Origin of the sequence: Pseudomonas sp. ADAK13, from assembly GCF_012935715.1 — a bacterium.
Lineage (GTDB): Bacteria > Pseudomonadota > Gammaproteobacteria > Pseudomonadales > Pseudomonadaceae > Aquipseudomonas.
The window spans coordinates 997,517-1,016,284 of sequence record NZ_CP052860.1 but is presented as its reverse complement, the minus strand read 5'-3'; the positions used below and the strand labels follow the sequence as shown (position 1 = coordinate 1,016,284).

General features: G+C 61.8%; 16 protein-coding genes. 13 read left to right on the top strand and 3 right to left on the bottom strand.

Annotation, left to right across the window (positions count from 1 at the left end):
• Window positions 1-5: 5 nt before the first annotated feature.
• The 9 genes from murD to lpxC all read left to right on the top strand — a co-directional run bounded on the left by murD (window position 6) and on the right by lpxC (window position 10,459).
• A complete protein-coding gene (gene murD / locus HKK54_RS04805) occupies window positions 6-1,352 on the top strand; it encodes a UDP-N-acetylmuramoyl-L-alanine--D-glutamate ligase (protein ID WP_010170481.1) in 1,347 nt (448 codons plus the stop codon).
• Window positions 1,349-2,572, top strand: a complete 1,224-nt coding sequence (gene ftsW / locus HKK54_RS04800) for a putative lipid II flippase FtsW (protein ID WP_003216215.1) — start codon at window positions 1,349-1,351, stop codon at window positions 2,570-2,572. Before murD ends, ftsW begins: the two co-directional genes overlap by 4 nt.
• Window positions 2,562-3,632, top strand: a complete 1,071-nt coding sequence (gene murG / locus HKK54_RS04795; RefSeq protein WP_169386285.1) for an undecaprenyldiphospho-muramoylpentapeptide beta-N-acetylglucosaminyltransferase — start codon at window positions 2,562-2,564, stop codon at window positions 3,630-3,632. The genes ftsW and murG overlap by 11 nt, the downstream gene beginning before the upstream one ends.
• The gene (gene murC / locus HKK54_RS04790) at window positions 3,625-5,070 is read left to right on the top strand and encodes a UDP-N-acetylmuramate--L-alanine ligase (RefSeq protein WP_169386284.1); all 1,446 of its coding nucleotides are present in this window, start codon (window positions 3,625-3,627) and stop codon (window positions 5,068-5,070) included. The genes murG and murC overlap by 8 nt, the downstream gene beginning before the upstream one ends.
• Complete coding sequence (locus HKK54_RS04785; protein ID WP_010170475.1) at window positions 5,067-6,023, top strand: D-alanine--D-alanine ligase; 957 nt, start codon at window positions 5,067-5,069, stop codon at window positions 6,021-6,023. The genes murC and HKK54_RS04785 overlap by 4 nt, the downstream gene beginning before the upstream one ends.
• A gap of 4 nt (window positions 6,024-6,027) precedes the next feature.
• Complete coding sequence (locus HKK54_RS04780; protein ID WP_029615882.1) at window positions 6,028-6,894, top strand: cell division protein FtsQ/DivIB; 867 nt, start codon at window positions 6,028-6,030, stop codon at window positions 6,892-6,894.
• 15 nt (window positions 6,895-6,909) lie between these two features.
• A complete protein-coding gene (ftsA, locus tag HKK54_RS04775) occupies window positions 6,910-8,172 on the top strand; it encodes a cell division protein FtsA (protein ID WP_003216224.1) in 1,263 nt (420 codons plus the stop codon).
• Between the two features lie 66 nt (window positions 8,173-8,238).
• Window positions 8,239-9,435, top strand: coding sequence for a cell division protein FtsZ (ftsZ, locus tag HKK54_RS04770; protein WP_010170471.1), 1,197 nt, complete (start codon window positions 8,239-8,241; stop codon window positions 9,433-9,435).
• 112 nt (window positions 9,436-9,547) lie between these two features.
• Window positions 9,548-10,459, top strand: coding sequence for a UDP-3-O-acyl-N-acetylglucosamine deacetylase (lpxC, locus tag HKK54_RS04765; protein ID WP_003216227.1), 912 nt, complete (start codon window positions 9,548-9,550; stop codon window positions 10,457-10,459).
• 109 nt (window positions 10,460-10,568) lie between these two features.
• Here the strand turns inward: lpxC and HKK54_RS04760 are convergent, their stop codons facing one another.
• From HKK54_RS04760 to HKK54_RS04750, 3 genes are all read right to left on the bottom strand, one after another.
• Complete coding sequence (locus tag HKK54_RS04760; RefSeq protein WP_169386283.1) at window positions 10,569-12,074, bottom strand: diguanylate cyclase; 1,506 nt, start codon at window positions 12,072-12,074, stop codon at window positions 10,569-10,571.
• Between the two features lie 51 nt (window positions 12,075-12,125).
• Window positions 12,126-13,619 (bottom strand): sensor domain-containing diguanylate cyclase, encoded by a 1,494-nt coding sequence (locus HKK54_RS04755; RefSeq protein WP_169386282.1) that lies wholly within the window; start codon window positions 13,617-13,619, stop codon window positions 12,126-12,128.
• A gap of 86 nt (window positions 13,620-13,705) precedes the next feature.
• On the bottom strand, window positions 13,706-15,028 hold the full coding sequence (locus tag HKK54_RS04750; RefSeq protein ID WP_169386281.1) for an OprD family porin: 1,323 nt from the start codon (window positions 15,026-15,028) through the stop codon (window positions 13,706-13,708).
• A gap of 349 nt (window positions 15,029-15,377) precedes the next feature.
• Here HKK54_RS04750 and HKK54_RS04745 point away from each other — a divergent pair, with 349 nt between their 5' ends.
• The 4 genes from HKK54_RS04745 to HKK54_RS04730 all read left to right on the top strand — a co-directional run bounded on the left by HKK54_RS04745 (window position 15,378) and on the right by HKK54_RS04730 (window position 18,767).
• A complete protein-coding gene (locus HKK54_RS04745) occupies window positions 15,378-16,352 on the top strand; it encodes a 2-hydroxyacid dehydrogenase (RefSeq protein WP_169386280.1) in 975 nt (324 codons plus the stop codon).
• 174 nt (window positions 16,353-16,526) lie between these two features.
• Window positions 16,527-17,429: a chemotaxis protein CheV gene (locus tag HKK54_RS04740; protein WP_010170462.1), complete on the top strand. Its 903-nt coding sequence runs from the start codon at window positions 16,527-16,529 to the stop codon at window positions 17,427-17,429.
• 3 nt (window positions 17,430-17,432) lie between these two features.
• Complete coding sequence (locus HKK54_RS04735; protein ID WP_169386279.1) at window positions 17,433-17,915, top strand: GNAT family N-acetyltransferase; 483 nt, start codon at window positions 17,433-17,435, stop codon at window positions 17,913-17,915.
• Between the two features lie 108 nt (window positions 17,916-18,023).
• Window positions 18,024-18,767, top strand: a complete 744-nt coding sequence (locus HKK54_RS04730) for a YkgJ family cysteine cluster protein (RefSeq protein WP_169386278.1) — start codon at window positions 18,024-18,026, stop codon at window positions 18,765-18,767.
• Window position 18,768 lies beyond the last annotated feature (1 nt).

Sequence of the window (18,768 nt, the reverse complement as noted above, 5' to 3'; positions counted from 1 at the left end):
AACGAGTGTCCCTGATCGCTTCAGACCACTTCCGCATCGTTGTCGGCCTCGGCAAGAGCGGCATGTCCCTGGTTCGCTTCCTGGCGAACCGGGGCACGTCGTTTGCCGTGGCCGATACGCGGGAAAATCCACCGGAGCTGGTCACGCTGCGCCGTGACTACCCGCACGTGGAAGTGCGTTGTGGCGAGCTGGATGTGGAGTTTCTGTGCCGTGCCGACGAGCTCTACGTGAGCCCCGGCCTGGCGCTGGCGACCCCGGCCCTGCAAGCGGCTGCGGCCCGTGGCGTGAAGTTGTCCGGCGATATCGAGCTGTTCGCGCGTAACGCGAAGGCGCCGATCGTGGCCATCAGCGGTTCCAACGCAAAAAGCACTGTCACCACCCTGGTGGGCGAGATGGCGGCTGCGGCCGGCAAGCGTGTAGCGGTGGGCGGCAACCTTGGTACGCCGGCGCTGGACCTGCTCAACGACAACGTCGAGCTGTACGTGATGGAGTTGTCGAGCTTCCAGCTGGAAACCACCGACCAGCTCAACGCTGAAGTGGCCACCGTGCTGAACGTCAGCGAAGACCACATGGACCGCTACAGCGGCCTGCCGGCCTATCACCTGGCCAAGCACCGGATCTTCCGTGGCGCGCGGCAAGTGGTGGTCAACCGCCAGGATGCCCTGAGCCGCCCGCTGATCGGCGAAGGTTTGCCGTGCTGGACCTTCGGCCTGAACAAACCTGACTTCAAGGCTTTCGGGCTTCGGGAAGAGAACGGAGAGAAATACCTGGCCTTCGAATTCCAGAACCTGATGCCGGTGCGCGAACTGAAAATCCGTGGCGCCCATAACCAGGCCAACGCCCTGGCCGCATTGGCGCTTGGCCACGCGGTCGGTTTGCCGTTCGATGCCATGCTGTCGGCCCTGCGTAGCTTTGCCGGGCTTGAGCATCGCTGCCAGTGGGTTCGCGACCTCGACGGCGTCGGCTATTACAACGATTCCAAGGCCACCAACGTCGGTGCGGCGCTTGCTGCCATCGAAGGTTTGGGTGCCGATATTCAAGGCAAGGTTGTGCTGATCGCCGGTGGCGATGGCAAGGGTGCTGACTTCAAGGACCTCAAGGGGCCAGTCGCTGCCCACTGCCGCGCCGTGGTGCTGATGGGCCGTGATTCCGGCTTGATTGCCGATGCGCTGGGCGACGCGGTTCCGCAGGTGCGTACGCAATCCCTGGACGACGCCATCGCTCAATCCAGATCCCTGGCCCAGCCGGGTGATGTGGTGCTGCTGTCGCCTGCCTGCGCCAGTTTCGACATGTTCAAGAACTACGAAGAGCGCGGCCAGCTGTTCGCCCGCGCCGTGGAGGCCTTGGCATGAGTATCAATTTCCGGAACATCATCAAGCCGTACCCGTCGCCGATCATTACCGGGCGCGGTATCGACCTTGATTTCCCGATGCTCGCCGGTTGCCTCGCGTTGCTGGGCCTGGGCCTGGTGATGATCACCTCGGCGTCCTCGGAAGTGGCCGCGGTGCAGTCGGGCAATACCCTTTACATGATGATTCGCCACTTGGTGTACCTGGTGATCGGCCTCGGCGCGTGCATTGTCACCATGATGATCCCGATCGCCACCTGGCAGCGCCTGGGTTGGTTGATGCTGGTGGGCGCGTTCGGCTTGCTGGTGATGGTGATCCTGCCCGGCATCGGGCGTGAGGTGAACGGTTCGATGCGCTGGATTGGCTTCGGCGCGTTCAACGTGCAGCCGTCGGAAATTGCCAAGGTGTTCGTGGTGATCTACCTCGCCGGTTACCTGGTGCGGCGTCAGAAAGAAGTACGCGAAAGCTGGATGGGCTTCTTCAAGCCGTTCATCGTGCTGCTGCCCATGGCCGGCCTGCTGCTGATGGAGCCGGACTTCGGTGCCACTGTCGTGATGATGGGCGCGGCGGCGGCCATGCTGTTTCTCGGTGGCGTGGGCCTGTTCCGCTTCACCTTGATGGTGGTGCTGGCGGTGGCCGCCGTGACGATTCTGGTGCAGGCGCAACCCTACCGGATGGCGCGCCTGATTACCTTTACCGACCCGTGGTCCGATCAGTTCGGTTCCGGCTACCAGTTGACCCAAGCGTTGATCGCCTTCGGTCGCGGCGAGTGGCTGGGCGTGGGCCTGGGCAACAGTGTGCAGAAGCAGTTCTACCTGCCGGAAGCCCACACCGACTTCGTGTTCTCAGTACTCGCCGAAGAGCTGGGCGTGGTCGGTTCGCTGTGCACCGTCGCGCTGTTCGTGTTTGTGTGTGTGCGCGGCATGTACATCGGCTTGTGGGCCGAAAAGGCCAAGCAATATTTTGCCGCCTACGTGGCGTACGGCTTGTCGTTCCTGTGGATCGGCCAGTTCCTGATCAATATCGGGGTGAACGTCGGCCTGCTGCCGACCAAGGGCTTGACCCTGCCGTTCCTCAGTTACGGTGGCAGTTCGTTGGTGATTTGCTGCGCCTGTCTCGGGTTATTGCTGCGCATCGAGTGGGAGAGTCGAACCCACCTGGGCAGCGAAGAGATGGAGTTTAGCGAAAGCGACTTCGCCGAGGAGCCGAACCATGGGCGCTAACGTGCTGATCATGGCAGGCGGCACCGGTGGCCATGTGTTCCCGGCGCTGGCCTGTGCCCGCGAATTCCAGAACCGCGGCTACACCGTGCATTGGCTCGGCACGCCCCGTGGCATCGAAAATGACCTGGTACCGAATGCCGGCTTGCCCCTGCATTTGATCAACGTCACCGGCCTGCGTGGCAAGGGCAAATTGTCCCTGCTCAAGGCGCCGTTCGTGTTGCTCAAGGCGGTATGGCAAGCGCGCAAGGTGATCCGTGAAGTGAAGCCGGTGTGCGTGCTGGGCTTTGGTGGCTACGTCACCGGCCCCGGCGGCGTCGCGGCAAGACTCGCCGGCGTGCCGGTGATCGTCCACGAGCAGAACGCCGTGGCCGGCACAGCCAACCGCCTGCTGGTGCCATTGGCTGCCCGGGTCTGCGAGGCCTTCCCGAAAACCTTTGGCGCCGCGGACAAACTGCGCACCACCGGCAATCCGGTACGTACTGAACTGTTCATGGACATCGCCCGCCAACCGTTGGCCGGTCGCAAGGCGCACCTGCTGATCCTGGGCGGGAGCCTGGGTGCCGAACCCTTGAACAAATTGCTGCCTGAAGCAGTGTCGCAACTCCCTCTGGAACTGCGGCCCGAGATCTTCCATCAGGCCGGCAAGAATCACGATGAAGTGACCGCTACGCGTTATCGCGATGCGGGCGTGGAGGCGAATGTGCAGCCTTTCATCAAAGACATGGCCCAAGCCTATGGCTGGGCCGACCTGGTGGTCTGTCGCGCAGGTGCGTTGACCGTCAGTGAACTGGCCGCCGCCGGTCTGCCGTCCTTGCTGGTGCCTTTGCCCCACGCCATCGACGACCACCAGACCCGCAACGCCGAATATTTGGCCGGGGAGGGCGCTGCCTTCCTGCTGCCGCAAAGAACGACTGGCGCCGCCGATTTGGCCGCACGCCTGACCGAGGTATTGATGCAACCGGAACGACTGAACAGCATGGCGAGCACCGCAAGCCGCCTGGCCAAACCTGACGCAACCCGCACCGTGGTCGATATCTGCCTGGAGGTGGCCCATGGTTGAGAATCAGAAAGCCATGCCACAACCGGAAATGCGCCGCATCCGTCGCATCCACTTCGTCGGCATCGGCGGCGTGGGCATGTGCGGCATCGCCGAAGTGCTGCTGAACCTGGGTTACCAGGTGTCCGGCTCCGACCTGAAAATGTCGCCGGTCACCGAGCGCCTGGAATCGTTCGGCGCAAAAATCTTTATCGGCCACCGTGCCGAGAACGCTGCCGAAGCCGACGTGCTGGTGGTCTCCAGTGCCGTGAACACCTCCAACCCGGAAGTGGCCACTGCCCTTGAGCGCCGCATTCCCGTAGTGCCGCGTGCCGAAATGCTGGCCGAGCTGATGCGCTACCGCCACGGCATCGCCGTTGCCGGTACCCATGGCAAGACCACCACCACCAGCCTGATCGCCTCGGTGTTCGCCGCCGGTGGCCTGGACCCGACGTTCGTCATCGGTGGCCGCCTGAATGCAGCCGGTACCAATGCACAGCTCGGCACCAGTCGTTACCTGATCGCCGAAGCCGATGAAAGCGACGCCAGCTTCCTGCACCTGCAACCGCTGGTGGCCGTGGTGACCAACATCGACGCCGACCACATGGCGACCTACGACGGTGACTTCAACAAACTGAAGAAAACCTTCGTCGAGTTCCTGCACAACCTGCCGTTCTACGGTTTGGCCGTGGTGTGCCTGGACGATCCGGTGGTGCGTGAAATCCTGCCGCTGGTCAAGCGCCCGACCGTGACCTATGGCTTCAGCGAAGACTGCGACGTGCGCGCAATCAATGTGCGCCAGCAAGGCATGCAGACCTTCTTCACGGTGCTGCGCCCTGACCGCGAGCCGCTGGATGTCTCGGTGAACATGCCGGGCAACCACAACGTACTCAACTCCCTGGCGACCATCTGCATCGCCTCCGACGAAGGCGTCAGCGATGAAGCCATCGTTGAAGGCCTGTCGGGTTTTGCCGGCGTGGGTCGTCGCTTCCAGGTCTACGGCGAGCTGCCGGTGGACGGCGGCAACGTGATGCTGGTGGACGACTACGGTCACCACCCGACGGAAGTCGCTGCGGTGATCAAGGCCGTACGCGGTGGCTGGCCGGAGCGCCGCCTGGTGATGGTGTATCAGCCGCACCGCTACAGCCGTACCCGCGACCTGTACGACGACTTCGTCAATGTACTGGCGGACGCCAACGTGTTGCTGCTGATGGAAGTCTACCCGGCCGGTGAAGAGCCGATCCCGGGTGCCGACAGCCGCAAGTTGTGCAACAGCATCCGTCAACGCGGCCAGCTGGACCCGATCTACATCGAGCGCGGTGTGGACCTCGCACCGATCGTCAAGCCGCTGCTGCGTGGCGGCGACATCCTGCTGTGCCAGGGCGCCGGTGATATCGGTGGTCTCGCTCCTAAATTGCTGGCAAGCCCGCTGTTTGCCGCGGTAAAGGGGAAGTCGAAATGACCACTGACTACGGCTCCCTGTTCTCGACGATTCAACCTGCCGACTTCGGCCGTGTTGCAGTGCTGTTCGGTGGCAAGAGCGCTGAACGTGAAGTGTCGCTGAAGTCCGGCAATGCCGTGCTGGAAGCACTGCAGAGCGCCGGCGTGAATGCATTTGGCATCGACGTGGGCGATGACTTCCTGTCGCGCCTGCAGGCCGAGAAAATCGACCGCGCGTTCATCATCCTTCACGGCCGTGGCGGTGAAGACGGCAGCATGCAGGGCCTGCTGGAGTGCCTGGGCATTCCTTACACCGGCAGCGGCATCCTGGCGTCGGCGCTGGCCATGGACAAGTTGCGCACCAAACAGGTGTGGCACAGCCTGGGTATTCCGACCCCGCGTCACAGCGTGCTGTGCAGCGAAGACGATTGTATTTCTGCAGCCAAGGAACTGGGCCTGCCTTTGATCGTCAAACCAGCCCATGAAGGCTCCAGTATCGGCATGGCTAAAGTGAACTCAGCCGCCGAATTGATTGACGCATGGAAAGCGGCCAGTACCTACGATTCGCAAGTGTTGGTGGAACAGTGGATTCAAGGTCCCGAGTTCACCATCGCTACGCTGCGTGGCCAGGTATTGCCGCCTATCGCATTGGGCACGCCCCACACCTTTTACGACTACGACGCCAAGTACGTGGCTTCCGATACCCAGTACCGGATCCCGTGCGGCCTCGACGCAACCAAGGAACAGGAATTGATGGACCTCACGGCGAAAGCCTGTGAGGCGCTGGGTATCGCCGGTTGGGCGCGGGCAGACGTGATGCAGGATGACCAAGGGAATTTCTGGTTCCTTGAAGTCAACACTGCACCTGGGATGACCGACCACAGCCTGGTACCCATGGCCGCTCGTGCCGCGGGCCTGGACTTCCAGCAGTTAGTGCTGGCGATCCTGGCAGCAAGCATAGAGCCACGAGGCTAAGACCATGAACGGCGCATCGCTTCGTCATCAGCAACCCGCTCCCGGCCGCAAGCCGGTGCCGCGTGGTGCCAGCCGAATGGTGGCTAAAGAGCCGATGTCGGCGCGCATGCCGAAAGCCAACTTTGGTTTTCTCAAGGCGCTGTTCTGGCCGGTGATTCTGGTGGCGTTGGGGTTTGGTACATACGAAGGCGCCCAGCGTCTGTTGCCGTATGCCGACCGGCCGATCACCAAGATCAGCGTGCAGGGCGACTTGAGCTACATCAGCCAGCAGGCCGTGCAGCAGCGAATCGCCCCGTTTGTGGCGTCGAGCTTCTTCACCATCGACCTGGCCGGCATGCGTTCCGAGCTGGAACAGATGCCATGGATTGCCCACGCCGAAGTACGTCGTGTGTGGCCGGATCAAGTCACGATCCGCCTGGAAGAACAACTGCCCGTGGCCCGTTGGGGAGATGGGCAGTTGTTGAACAACCAGGGCCAGGCGTTTGCGCCTCGCGAAGTGGCGAATTACGAACACCTGCCGCAGTTGTTCGGGCCGCAGCGGGCGCAACAGCAAGTGATGCAGCAGTACCAGGCCTTGAGCCAGATGCTGCGGCCATTGGGTTTCTCGATTGCGCGACTGGAATTGCGTGAGCGGGGCAGCTGGTTTTTGACCACGGGTGCAGGCAGTTCCGGCCCGGGTATCGAGTTGCTGCTGGGACGCGGCAACCTGGTAGAAAAGATGCGCCGTTTTATCGCCATCTATGAAAAGACCTTGAAAGAACAGATTACGAACATTGCGAGCATCGACCTGCGTTACGCCAACGGCCTTGCCGTCGGCTGGCGGGCCCCTGCGGCGCCCACGGCAGCGCAACCTGCTGTCGCGAAGAATTAAGAAGAGGCAGGACCCATGGCAAACGTGCAAAGCGGCAAAATGATCGTCGGTCTGGATATCGGCACCTCCAAGGTGGTGGCGCTGGTAGGCGAGGTCGCGGACGACGGCACGCTGGAAATCGTCGGAATCGGCACGCATCCGTCCCGGGGCCTGAAGAAGGGCGTGGTGGTGAATATTGAATCCACCGTGCAATCGATCCAGCGCGCCATCGAAGAAGCGCAGCTGATGGCCGGTTGCCGGATTCACTCGGCATTCGTCGGCGTTGCCGGCAACCACATCCGCAGCCTGAACTCCCACGGCATCGTGGCGATTCGCGACCGCGAAGTCAGCTCGGCTGACCTGGAGCGGGTGCTCGACGCAGCGCAAGCCGTGGCGATCCCGGCTGACCAGCGCGTGCTGCATACCCTGCCGCAGGACTACGTGATCGATAACCAGGAAGGTGTTCGTGAGCCCCTGGGCATGTCGGGCGTGCGTCTGGAAGCCAAGGTTCACGTGGTGACCTGCGCCGTCAACGCTGCACAGAACATTGAAAAATGCGTGCGTCGCTGCGGCCTGGAAATCGACGACATCATTCTCGAGCAGCTTGCCTCCGCGTATTCGGTACTGACCGACGACGAAAAAGAACTGGGCGTGTGCCTGGTGGACATCGGCGGCGGCACCACTGACATCGCGATCTTCACCGAGGGTGCGATCCGTCACACCGCCGTGATCCCGATTGCCGGTGACCAGGTGACCAACGACATCGCGATGGCGTTGCGCACACCGACCCAGTACGCCGAAGAAATCAAGATCCGTTACGCCTGCGCCCTGGCCAAGCTGGCCGGTGCCGGCGAAACCATCAAGGTGCCGAGCGTGGGCGACCGTCCACCGCGCGAACTGTCGCGCCAGGCGTTGGCCGAAGTGGTCGAGCCGCGCTACGACGAGCTGTTCACCCTGATTCAGGCTGAACTGCGCCGCAGCGGCTACGAAGATTTGATCCCGGCCGGCATCGTGCTGACCGGTGGCACCTCGAAGATGGAAGGCGCGGTCGAACTGGCCGAGGAAATCTTCCACATGCCGGTCCGTCTGGGCGTGCCCCATGGCGTGAAAGGCCTGGGCGACGTAGTGCGCAACCCGATTTATTCCACCGGTGTGGGCTTGCTGTTGTACGGGCTGCAAAAGCAGACCGACGGCATTTCCCTGTCGGGCCCGAGCAACCGCGACAGCTACAGAAGCGACGACGAAGCGAAAGCGCCGTTGTTCGAGCGGTTGCAGGCTTGGGTGAAAGGCAATTTCTGACGATTTACCGCAACACCGTTTCAAAGCAGTAGGCGAAAAAACTAGAGAAATGAAAGGAGAGGGAAAATGTTCGAACTCGTAGACAACATCCCCGCAAGCCCGGTCATCAAAGTGATCGGCGTCGGCGGTGGCGGCGGCAACGCTGTCAACCACATGGTCAAGAGCAACATTGAAGGCGTTGAATTTATCTGCGCCAACACTGACGCCCAGGCCCTCAAAAGCATCGGTGCACGCACCATCCTGCAATTGGGCACAGCCGTGACCAAGGGCCTGGGTGCCGGCGCGAATCCGGAAGTCGGCCGTCAAGCCGCTCTGGAAGACCGCGAGCGCATTGCTGAAGTGCTGCAAGGCACCAACATGGTGTTCATCACCACGGGCATGGGCGGTGGTACCGGTACCGGTGCTGCGCCGATCATTGCCGAAGTGGCCAAGGAAATGGGGATCCTGACGGTTGCCGTCGTGACCCGTCCGTTCCCGTTCGAAGGTCGCAAGCGCATGCAGATCGCCGATGAAGGCATCCGTCTGCTGTCCGAAAGCGTCGACTCGTTGATCACCATTCCCAACGAGAAGCTGCTGACCATCCTCGGTAAAGACGCCAGCCTGCTGTCGGCTTTCGCCAAGGCTGACGATGTACTGGCCGGTGCCGTTCGCGGTATCTCCGACATCATCAAGCGTCCGGGCATGATCAACGTCGACTTTGCCGACGTACGTACCGTGATGAGCGAAATGGGCATGGCGATGATGGGCACTGGCTGCGCCAGCGGTCCGAACCGTGCACGTGAAGCCACTGAAGCGGCCATCCGCAACCCGTTGCTGGAAGACGTGAACCTGCAAGGTGCACGCGGCATCCTGGTGAACATCACCGCCGGTCCTGACCTGTCCCTGGGTGAGTACTCCGACGTGGGTAGCATCATCGAAGCCTTCGCTTCCGAGCACGCCATGGTCAAGGTCGGTACGGTTATCGATCCGGACATGCGCGACGAACTGCACGTGACCGTTGTTGCTACCGGCCTGGGTGCAAAAATCGAGAAGCCTGTGAAGGTCATCGACAATACCGTCCATACCAGCCACGCCAGCCAGCAAGCTGCCGCTCCAGCGCCTGCGCGCCAGGAACTGCCGTCTGTGAACTACCGTGACCTGGATCGTCCGACCGTGATGCGCAACCAGGCTCAGGCCGGTGCTGCTGCCTCCCGTAGCCCGAATCCGCAAGATGACCTGGACTACCTGGACATCCCGGCTTTCCTGCGTCGTCAGGCCGATTAATGGAATGTATCAGGGCTATGAAGGTGATTGGTGTTCAGCAAAGGTCTGGTCTGCTATTATCGCCAGCCTTTGTTGATACCAGTTCGCAATTTGCGCTGAAGCGGTCCAAGCCATGATTAAACAACGCACCCTGAAGAATATTATCCGTGCCACAGGTGTAGGTCTGCACTCCGGGGAGAAGGTATACCTGACCCTCAAGCCCGCACCTGTCGACACCGGCATCGTGTTTGTTCGTGCCGACCTGGACCCTGTGGTGCAGATTCCTGCTCGCGCGGAAAATGTTGGCGAAACCACGATGTCGACCACGTTGGTCAACGGTGACGTCAAAGTGGACACGGTGGAGCACTTGCTCTCGGCCATGGCCGGTTTGGGCATCGATAACGCCTACGTCGAGCTCTCCGCGTCCGAAGTCCCAATCATGGATGGCAGCGCTGGACCCTTCGTATTCTTGATTCAATCTGCCGGCCTGGAAGAACAGGACGCAGCCAAGAAGTTCATTCGCATTCTGCGGGAAGTGACAGTAGAAGACGGCGACAAGCGCGCCACCTTCGTCCCGTTCGAAGGCTTTAAAGTGAGCTTTGAGATCGATTTCGATCACCCGGTATTCCGTGACCGCACCCAAAGTGCAAGCGTGGATTTTTCCAGCACTTCGTTCGTAAAAGAAGTCAGCCGCGCCCGTACCTTTGGTTTCATGAGTGACATCGAGTACCTGCGCAAGCACAACCTCGCACTCGGCGGCAGCGTTGAAAACGCCATTGTGGTCGACGCGGATGGTGTACTGAACGAAGACGGCCTTCGCTATGAAGACGAGTTCGTGAAGCACAAGATCCTCGATGCAATCGGTGACCTCTACCTGCTGGGCAATAGCCTGATAGGCGAGTTCAAAGGCTTCAAGTCGGGCCACGCCCTGAACAACCAACTGCTGCGCAAGCTGATTGCACAGACAGATGCCTGGGAAGTCGTGACCTTCGAAGATGCCAGCACCGCACCGATCTCTTACATGCGTCCCGTCGCGGCGGTGTAAGTAACAACTCTCTTTCCTTTTGTTTTTAAAGGCTGCCTTCGGGTGGCCTTTTTTTATGCCTGATCGTTCCCCACACTCTGCGTGGGAACGCCTCCTGTGACGCTCCGCGTCACGCCTTTAAAGCGGACGCATCCACAATGCGATTACGCCCGGTGTGCTTGGCCTCATACAACGCCTGATCCGCGCTGAGCAGTAACGCTTCCAGGGTGATACGGCTTTTTTTGGTCCAGGTACTCAGGCCAATACTGACGGTAATCGGCACCCTGTCCCCGCCGACCCTTGGCAGGTGCTCGACGCTGCTGCGGATATGTTCGGCAATCAACAACGCACCCTGGCTGTCGGTATGCGGCAGCACCACCGCAAACTCTTCACCGCCATACCGCGCCGCGAGGTCGGCAGGGCGGCGGATATTGCCCTCGACCACCTGCGCCACCGTGCGCAATGCCTCGTCGCCACCCTGGTGGCCATGCCGGTCGTTGAAGGCCTTGAAGTGGTCCACATCAATCATCAGCACCGTCAACGGCTCGCCCGAACGCTGGGCGCGGTCCCATTCCAGGCGCAGGCGCTGGTCCAGCGTGCGGCGGTTGGCCAGGCCGGTGAGGGCATCGGTGGCTGCCAGTTCTGACAGTACCTGCTCGGCGCGGTGGCGCCTGCGCAGTTCCATGCAGAGCATCCAGGTCAGCCACAGCAGGCCGATGCACAAAACCCCGGTGGCACCGCTGATCAGCAACGCCGCACGCTTCCAGGGCGCGAATATGTCGTTGGTGGACAGGGCCACCACGACAATCAGTGGTAAGTCCCCCACGGTCGAGAAGGTGTAGAGGCGGCTCTCCTCATCCACACTGGAGGTGCCACGAAAGCTGCCGTCGCCGTCGTGCAGTATGCGCGCGACGTTGGGGCGCTGGCTGAGGTCCTTGTCGATCATGTCCCGTTCCAGCAACGGCTGTTGGGCCAGCAGGATGCCTCGCTGGTTAATCAGGTTGATGGTGCTGTCATTGCCGATATTCAGGCTGCGAAACAGCTGCTGGAAATAGGACAGGCGCATGGACGCCACGGCAACCCCGAGGAATCGCCCGTCGGGCCCGGAAACCCGGCGGCTGAAAGCGATGCGCCATTGGTCGTCGCACACGCAGCGGGCGATGAAGGGCCGGCTTATGAACAGGCCCAGGTCAGGGTTCTGCCGGTGGGCCTGAAAGTAGTCGCGGTCGGCGAAGTTGGCGGCTTTAGGCGTCAGCAGCGAAGAGTCGGCAATCACCTCGCCGTTCTTGTCCAGCAGCAGGATATCGCCCTTGTACGGCGCCGCCTCCGAGCGGTCGAACAGCACCAGATGGCGGATGCTGGCCGATACGTCGGCCAAATCGCTGCGTTCGGCGGCTGCGATCAGGCCTTTGATCGACAAGTCGTACAGCTCCACGTTGCGCAGCACGTCCGCGTCGATCAGTTGGGTGATGTTGTTGGCCGTGCGCTGGGCGGCCTGCAAGGTGTTGGCGTGTTCGCGGATCAGCAACACTGCGACCACTGACAGGATCAGCAGCACCGTGACGCAACTGCCGATAATCAGCAGCAGCTCCGGACGGTGGGTCGGGCGGGGCGGGCGGGTGGTGCTTGGGCTCATCGGGCGTACTTCTGCTTCGAGGATGCCCTTAGCGTAGTTGCTGATAACGGCTCATGTGGCCTGACTGTGAACGATGCGGTTGCGCCCGGAATGCTTGGCTTCATACAGCGCCCGGTCGGCACTCAGCAGCAGCTCTTCCAGTGCGCCACGGCTGCGTTTGTCCCAGGTGCTGACGCCGACGCTGACCGTCACCGACAGCGCGTCACCGTCGGCGGGCGGCAAGTGCTCCACGGCGCTGCGGATATGTTCGGCGATAACGCTCGCGCCGTCGCCGTCGGTGTCCGGCAGGATGACTGCGAACTCTTCACCGCCATAACGGGCGGCAAGGTCGGCGGGGCGGCGAATGTTGCTGCCGATGACCCGGGCCACGTTACGCAATGCCTCGTCACCGCCCTGATGGCCGTGCCGGTCGTTGAAGGCCTTGAAGTGGTCGACATCGATCATCAGCAGGGCCAGCGGCTCGCCGGAGCGTTGCGCACGCTCCCACTCCAGGCGCAGGCGCTGGTCCAGGGTGCGGCGGTTGGCCAGGCCGGTGAGGCCATCGGTGGCTGCCAGTTCAGACAAGACCTTTTCGGCGCGATAACGACGGCGCAGCTCCAGGCGCAGCATCCAGGTCAGCCACAACAGGCCCACGCACAGCACGCCGGTGGCGCCACTGATCAGCAGGGCCGCGCGCTTCCAGGCGGCAAACACGTCATCGCTGGACAGCGCCACCACCACAATCAGCGGCAGTGCGCCGACGTTGGTGAAGGTGTACAGCCGTTGCGTGCCACTGATGGCGGAGACGCCGCTGAAGCTGCCGCTGCCTTCACGCAGCATTCGTTTGAAGTTCGGTCGCGCGCTCAGGTCCTTGTTGATCATGTCTTTTTCGAGCAGGGGCTGCTGGGCCAACAGAATGCCGTCGTTGTTCAGCAGGTTGATGCTGCTGCCGCTGCCGATGGTGAGGCTGTTGAACAACTGGTCGAAGTACGCCAGGTGCATGGTCGCCACCGCCACCCCGGCAAACTCGCCGTTCGGCCCGGGCACGCGGCGGCTGAACGCAATGCGCCAGACTTGATCGCAGTCGCAGCGGATTTTGAAGGGACGGCTGATGAACAACCCGGCGTCGGGGTTCTGCTGGTGCACCTGGAAATAGTCGCGGTTGGCAAAGTTGCGCGGCGAGGGTGTCAGCGTCGAGGAGTCGGCGGTGACCTCACCGGCCTTGTCCAGCAGCAGGACTTCGCCTTTGAAAGGCGCGGCCGTGGACTGGTCGAACTGCACCATGTGCAGCACTTCGGCCGAGACCTGGGGCAAGTCGTTGCGGGTGGTCGCGGTGATCAGGCCGTTCAGGGCGAGGTCGTAGAGTTCAACGTTGCGCAACACATCGGCGTTGATCAACTGCGTGATGTTGCTGGTGGAACGTTTGGCGGCCTGCAGGGCGCTGGCGTGTTCGCGAATCAGCAGGACAGCAACGATGATCACGATCAGCGTGACGGTAAGGCCACTGCCCAGAATCAGCAAAAGCTCCGGGCGTGCAGGCAGGGTGAAGGCGCGGCGTTGACTCATGGGACTGGCTTCGGCACTCAAGATGCTGGCAGTTTAGTTCCATGCTGTGAAAAATAAGTCGTCGCCGCAAAAAGAAAGCCCGAACGTTAAAAAACGTCAATCGGGTAGTCGACGATCACCCGGTATTCATCCACGTCCCGGTCCACGGCCGCGTAGCCATTGCCGCCGCGGTTGGTCGCCCATTGCAGGCGCACGGCCAGGTCCTTGGCCTTGCCGCCTTGCACCACGTACTTGAGGTCGATGTCGCGCTCCCAGTGTTTGGCGTTCTTGCCGTCGGCGCTGTACCAGGAGGAATAGCCACGGCTGTCCGGGTCGACCGTGGTCAGGTCGGTCTTGCCGCTGATGTACGACACGGCCGAGGTCAGGCCCGGCAGGCCCAGCCCGACGAAATCATAGGCGTACTTGAGCTTCCACGAACGCTCGTTGGGGCCGTTGAAGTCGGAGTATTGCTGGGAGTTATCCAGGTAGATGCTGTCGCCCTGGCTGATGTAGTCGAACGGGGTGTTGCCGTTGACCCGCTGGTAAGCGGCGGTGACGCTGTGATGGCCTACGCCCACGGTGAAATGCAGGCTGTAGGTGTTGTTGTCGATGTTACCCAGCAGGGCCTTGCCGGTTTCCTGGGTGTGGTAGTAGTGCAGGCCCGGGTTGAGGCTGACCAGTTCGTTCAGTTGCCAGGTGTAGTCGAGGTCGTAGTAGTACTGGTTCCAGATGTCCTTGAGCTCGGACGCGTACAGGTTGCTGCTCAACCCCGGCACGCCGCTGAAGGACACGCCGGCCCAGTCCAGGTGCCGGCTGTCTTCGCCGCTGGGCAATGCACCGTAGCTGGTGCCGATGCGCCGGTGGCCGCTCTGGTTGTAGAGCTTGGTGAAACTGGCCTGGCCGCCTTCGAACATCCAGCCGTCGAGGCTGTGATTGGTCAGGCTGACGCCACGGAACGTCTGGGGCAGCATGCGGGTCATGCCGCCGGCGATCACCGGGTTGTTGAGAAACAGGTCGCCGGCTTTCAGCTCGGTGTCGAAGGCGCGCATTTTCAGGGTGGCGCCGGCGGTGGAGAACGAGCCGGGGGCTTTGCCGTTGCCGGAGCTCACCGGCAGGATGCTGGAACCGTCGGTGCCGCCACCGCCGTCGAGCTTGAGGCCGAGCATGGCGTTGGCGTCCAGGCCAAAGCCGACGGTGCCGGGGGTGTAGCCCGACTCGAAGATCCCGATGAAGCCCTGGCCCCATTCCTTGCTGTCATCGGTGTGAATGTCACGGCGGTCGCGGTTCATGTAGTAGTTGCGGGTGTTGATCTTGAAGCTTGCACCGTCGACGAAACCGTCGGCGGCCGGGGTGTCTGCCGCGTGGGCAAGGGGAACGATCGTTGCAGCAATCGCGAGGAATAACGGGGTGAACGTCAGCGAGGTTTTCACCGGTGGAGCTCCTTTGGGTCAATCGTAACCGGCCAGTGTTGTTGGGGTTCCTGGCCTTTTTTCAGCGCAAAAAAAAGCCGCTGAACTCAGCGGCTTTAAGACAGATTCCCAGTGTAGAGCCCTGGAAATAAGTCGAGGGAAATCGGGGGAGAGCGGGTCGGTCTTAACCGCTGCGCTCATCGATGCGACAAATTAGCGCAGGTGAGCGGTGCGATACAGAGTGTAACAAGATAATGACTGTTGCCCAAATCACAACAGTCTGGTGGTAAGGCTGCGGGGCGTCCTGACAACCCCACGCAAGAATGTTAGCGTGCTTGCCATTCCCACGTAGTCGATGAGCCCGCCTTCCATGAAAAAGACTGTCCTCGCCTTCAGCCGCGTCACCCCGGAAATGATCGAACGCCTGCAACAGGATTTCGATGTCATCGCCCCCAACCCCAAGCTGGGGGACATCAACGCCCAGTTCAATGAAGCCTTGCCTCATGCCCATGGCCTGATTGGCGTAGGACGCAAACTGGGGCGCGCGCAACTGGAAGGCGCGAGCAAGCTGGAAGTGGTCTCCAGTGTGTCGGTGGGCTATGACAACTACGACCTGGCGTACTTCAATGAACGCGGGATCATGCTCACCAACACCCCCGATGTACTCACCGAAAGCACCGCCGACCTGGCCTTCGCCCTGCTGATGAGCAGCGCCCGCCGCGTCGCCGAGCTGGACGCCTGGACCAAGGCCGGTCAGTGGACAGCCAGCGTGGGTGCGCCGTTGTTTGGCTGTGATGTGCACGGCAAGACCCTCGGCATCGTCGGCATGGGCAACATCGGCGCGGCCATCGCCCGTCGGGGGCGCCTGGGGTTCAATATGCCGATTCTCTACAGCGGCAACAGCCGCAAGACCGAACTGGAACAGGAACTGGGCGCGCAATTCCGCAGCCTCGATCAGTTGCTGGCTGAGGCCGACTTCGTCTGCCTGGTGGTGCCGTTGAGCGAGAAAACCCGTCACCTGATCAGTCATCGTGAACTGGGCCTGATGAAATCCAGCGCGATCTTGGTGAACATCTCCCGTGGCCCGGTGGTGGATGAGCCGGCGCTGATCCAGGCTCTGCAAAACCAGACCATCCGTGGTGCAGGCCTGGACGTGTATGAGCAGGAGCCCCTGTCCGAGTCGCCGCTGTTCCAGCTGAGCAACGCCGTGACTCTGCCGCACATCGGCTCGGCCACCCATGAAACCCGCGAAGCCATGGCCAACCGCGCCCTGGAAAACCTGCGCAGCGCCTTGCTGGGCCAGCGCCCGCAGGATCTGGTCAACCCGCAGGTGTGGAAGGGCTGATCACTGCTTTTTGTAGGAGCGAGCTTGCTCGCGAAGAACCTGAGGGCGCTGTGTTTATTCAGGCTGCCCGCGTTATCGTTGACATTTTTCGCGGGCAAGCCCGCTCCTACAGTTTTTGGTCGTGGGGTCGATAACGGTCTATAGATCGTCATCCGTGATCCACAGAAGGTTTTTATGTCCACCACCAAAGTCCGCGCAGACTCACTCTCGCTTCTGCTCTTTACCTTGCGCAGCGGCAAGCTGATGGCGATCAACCTGCTGAAAGTCAGTGAAATCATTCCCTGCCCACCGCTGACCAAGCTGCCGGAGTCGCACCCCCACGTCAAAGGCATCGCCACCTTGCGCGGCGCGGCCTTGTCGGTGATCGACCTGAGCCGGGCGCTGGGGGAAATGCCCCTGCAAGACCCGGACGGCGGCTGCCTGATCGTCACCGATGTGAGCCGTTCCAAGCAAGGCCTGCATGTGCAGGCGGTGAGCAAGATCGTGCACTGCCTGACCACGGATATCCGCCCGCCACCGTTTGGCTCTGGCGGCACGCGTTCGTTTATCACCGGCGTGACCCAGGTTGAGGGCGCTCTGGTGCAGGTACTGGACATCGAAAAAGTCATCCATGGCATCGCCCCGGCGCAGATCGAAGCGGCGCCCACCGACCTGACCATGGAAGAAGCCGAAGTGCTGGGCAACGCCCGAATCCTGGTGGTGGATGACAGTCAGGTGGCGCTGCAGCAGTCGGTGCACACCTTGCGCAACCTCGGCCTCACTTGCCACACCGCCCGCAGCGCCAAGGAAGCGATCGACCGTTTGCTGGAGCTGCAAGGCACGGTCGAGCAAATCAACGTGGTGGTCTCGGACATCGAAATGTCTGAAATGGACGGTTACGCCTTCACCCGCACCTTGCGGGAAACCCCGGACTTCCAGGACCTCTATGTGCTGCTGCACACCTCCCTGGACAGTGCGATGAACAGCGAAAAAGCCCGTCTGGCCGGCGCCAACGCGGTGCTCACCAAATTTTCGTCGCCTGAACTGACCAAGTGCCTGGTGATCGCCGCCCAGACCGTGGCGCAACAGGGCATCTGACCGGTGGGTGAATACTTCCAGCTCCTGCGCCGGGACCTCACCGGCAGCCTGCCCGCCCCGCAATGGCCGGCAGACATTCAGCTGGATCATTACCACGAAGCACTGGCCCCGGCGATTCACGCGGTATTAAGTCTGGCCCAGGAGCAGGGTGGCGGGCGTGTGGGCCCTCTTGAGCACTGGCGCCAGCAGTTCGTCACTGACGCCGAGTTCGACCCGAAGCTGTGCCTGGTGGCCAGTAACGCCAGCGGCATTCTTGGGGTGTCGCAATGCTGGACCAGCGCCTACATCAAGAACCTGGCCATTCATCCGTGCGCCCAGGGCATGGGACTGGGCCGGGCCTTGCTGTTGCACACGTTCCAGGTGTTCAAGCAACGTGGCGAGGCGTTTGTCGACCTCAAGGTGCTGGAGTCCAACCAGCGGGCCCGGCACGTGTATGAGCGTGCGGGCATGGTGTTTGTGCTGCGGGACATCGCCCCCGAGGACTGAAGGCGCTGGCGCATAACTTGCTTTGTACAGGGGCAGAACGGTGAACAGAGGCAAAAACCCGCCACCGTTGATGAGTGCCTTCTGACCTTGCCTGGTGACAGATCCTCCATGAATACCCATTTTTCCTGCGTCGGTTGCGGCAAATGCTGCACCGACCACCATGTACCCCTGACCCTTGAAGAAGCCCGCAGCTGGGCGGCTGACGGCGGCAATGTCATCGTGCTGGTGGAAGGATTCCTCGGCAGTGGCCTGGGGCTGCCCGAGTTGCAGCGCGAGCATGCACAACGCCGGTCCGCCGTCGTGCCCAGCGGCAATACCGAGGCGTATGTGGCAATCACCTTTGCCGCCTACAACGCCGGGCGCTGCCGGAATCTTGACGAAGACAACCGTTGCGGCATCTATGAGCGCCGGCCTTTGGTGTGCCGTATCTACCCGATGGAGATCAACCCGCATATCCCGTTGAACCCGGGTGCGAAGGATTGCCCGCCGGAATCCTGGGAACAGGGGCCGGCGCTGATCGTCGGCGGCGAGTTGATGGACAAGGAACTGGCCGAGTTGATCCGCCGTTCACGCCAGGCTGACCGCGACGATATCCAGGCCAAGGAAGCGGTGTGTGGGCTGCTGGGCATTCACACCACCGCGCTCAAGGGTGACGGGTTTACCGCGTACCTGCCGGACATGGGCCTGTTTGCCCAGGCCATCGAGCTGGCGCTGCACGAGACGGTGCAGGCCAATGAGTGGGTGTTTCACGTGTCCGGGATGGACATTGCAGAGCAGTTGCTGGATGCCGGCGCCCGGATTGCCACCGAGGTGCCGGCCAACTATGCGTTCATTTCGTTGCGCGCGGCTTGAG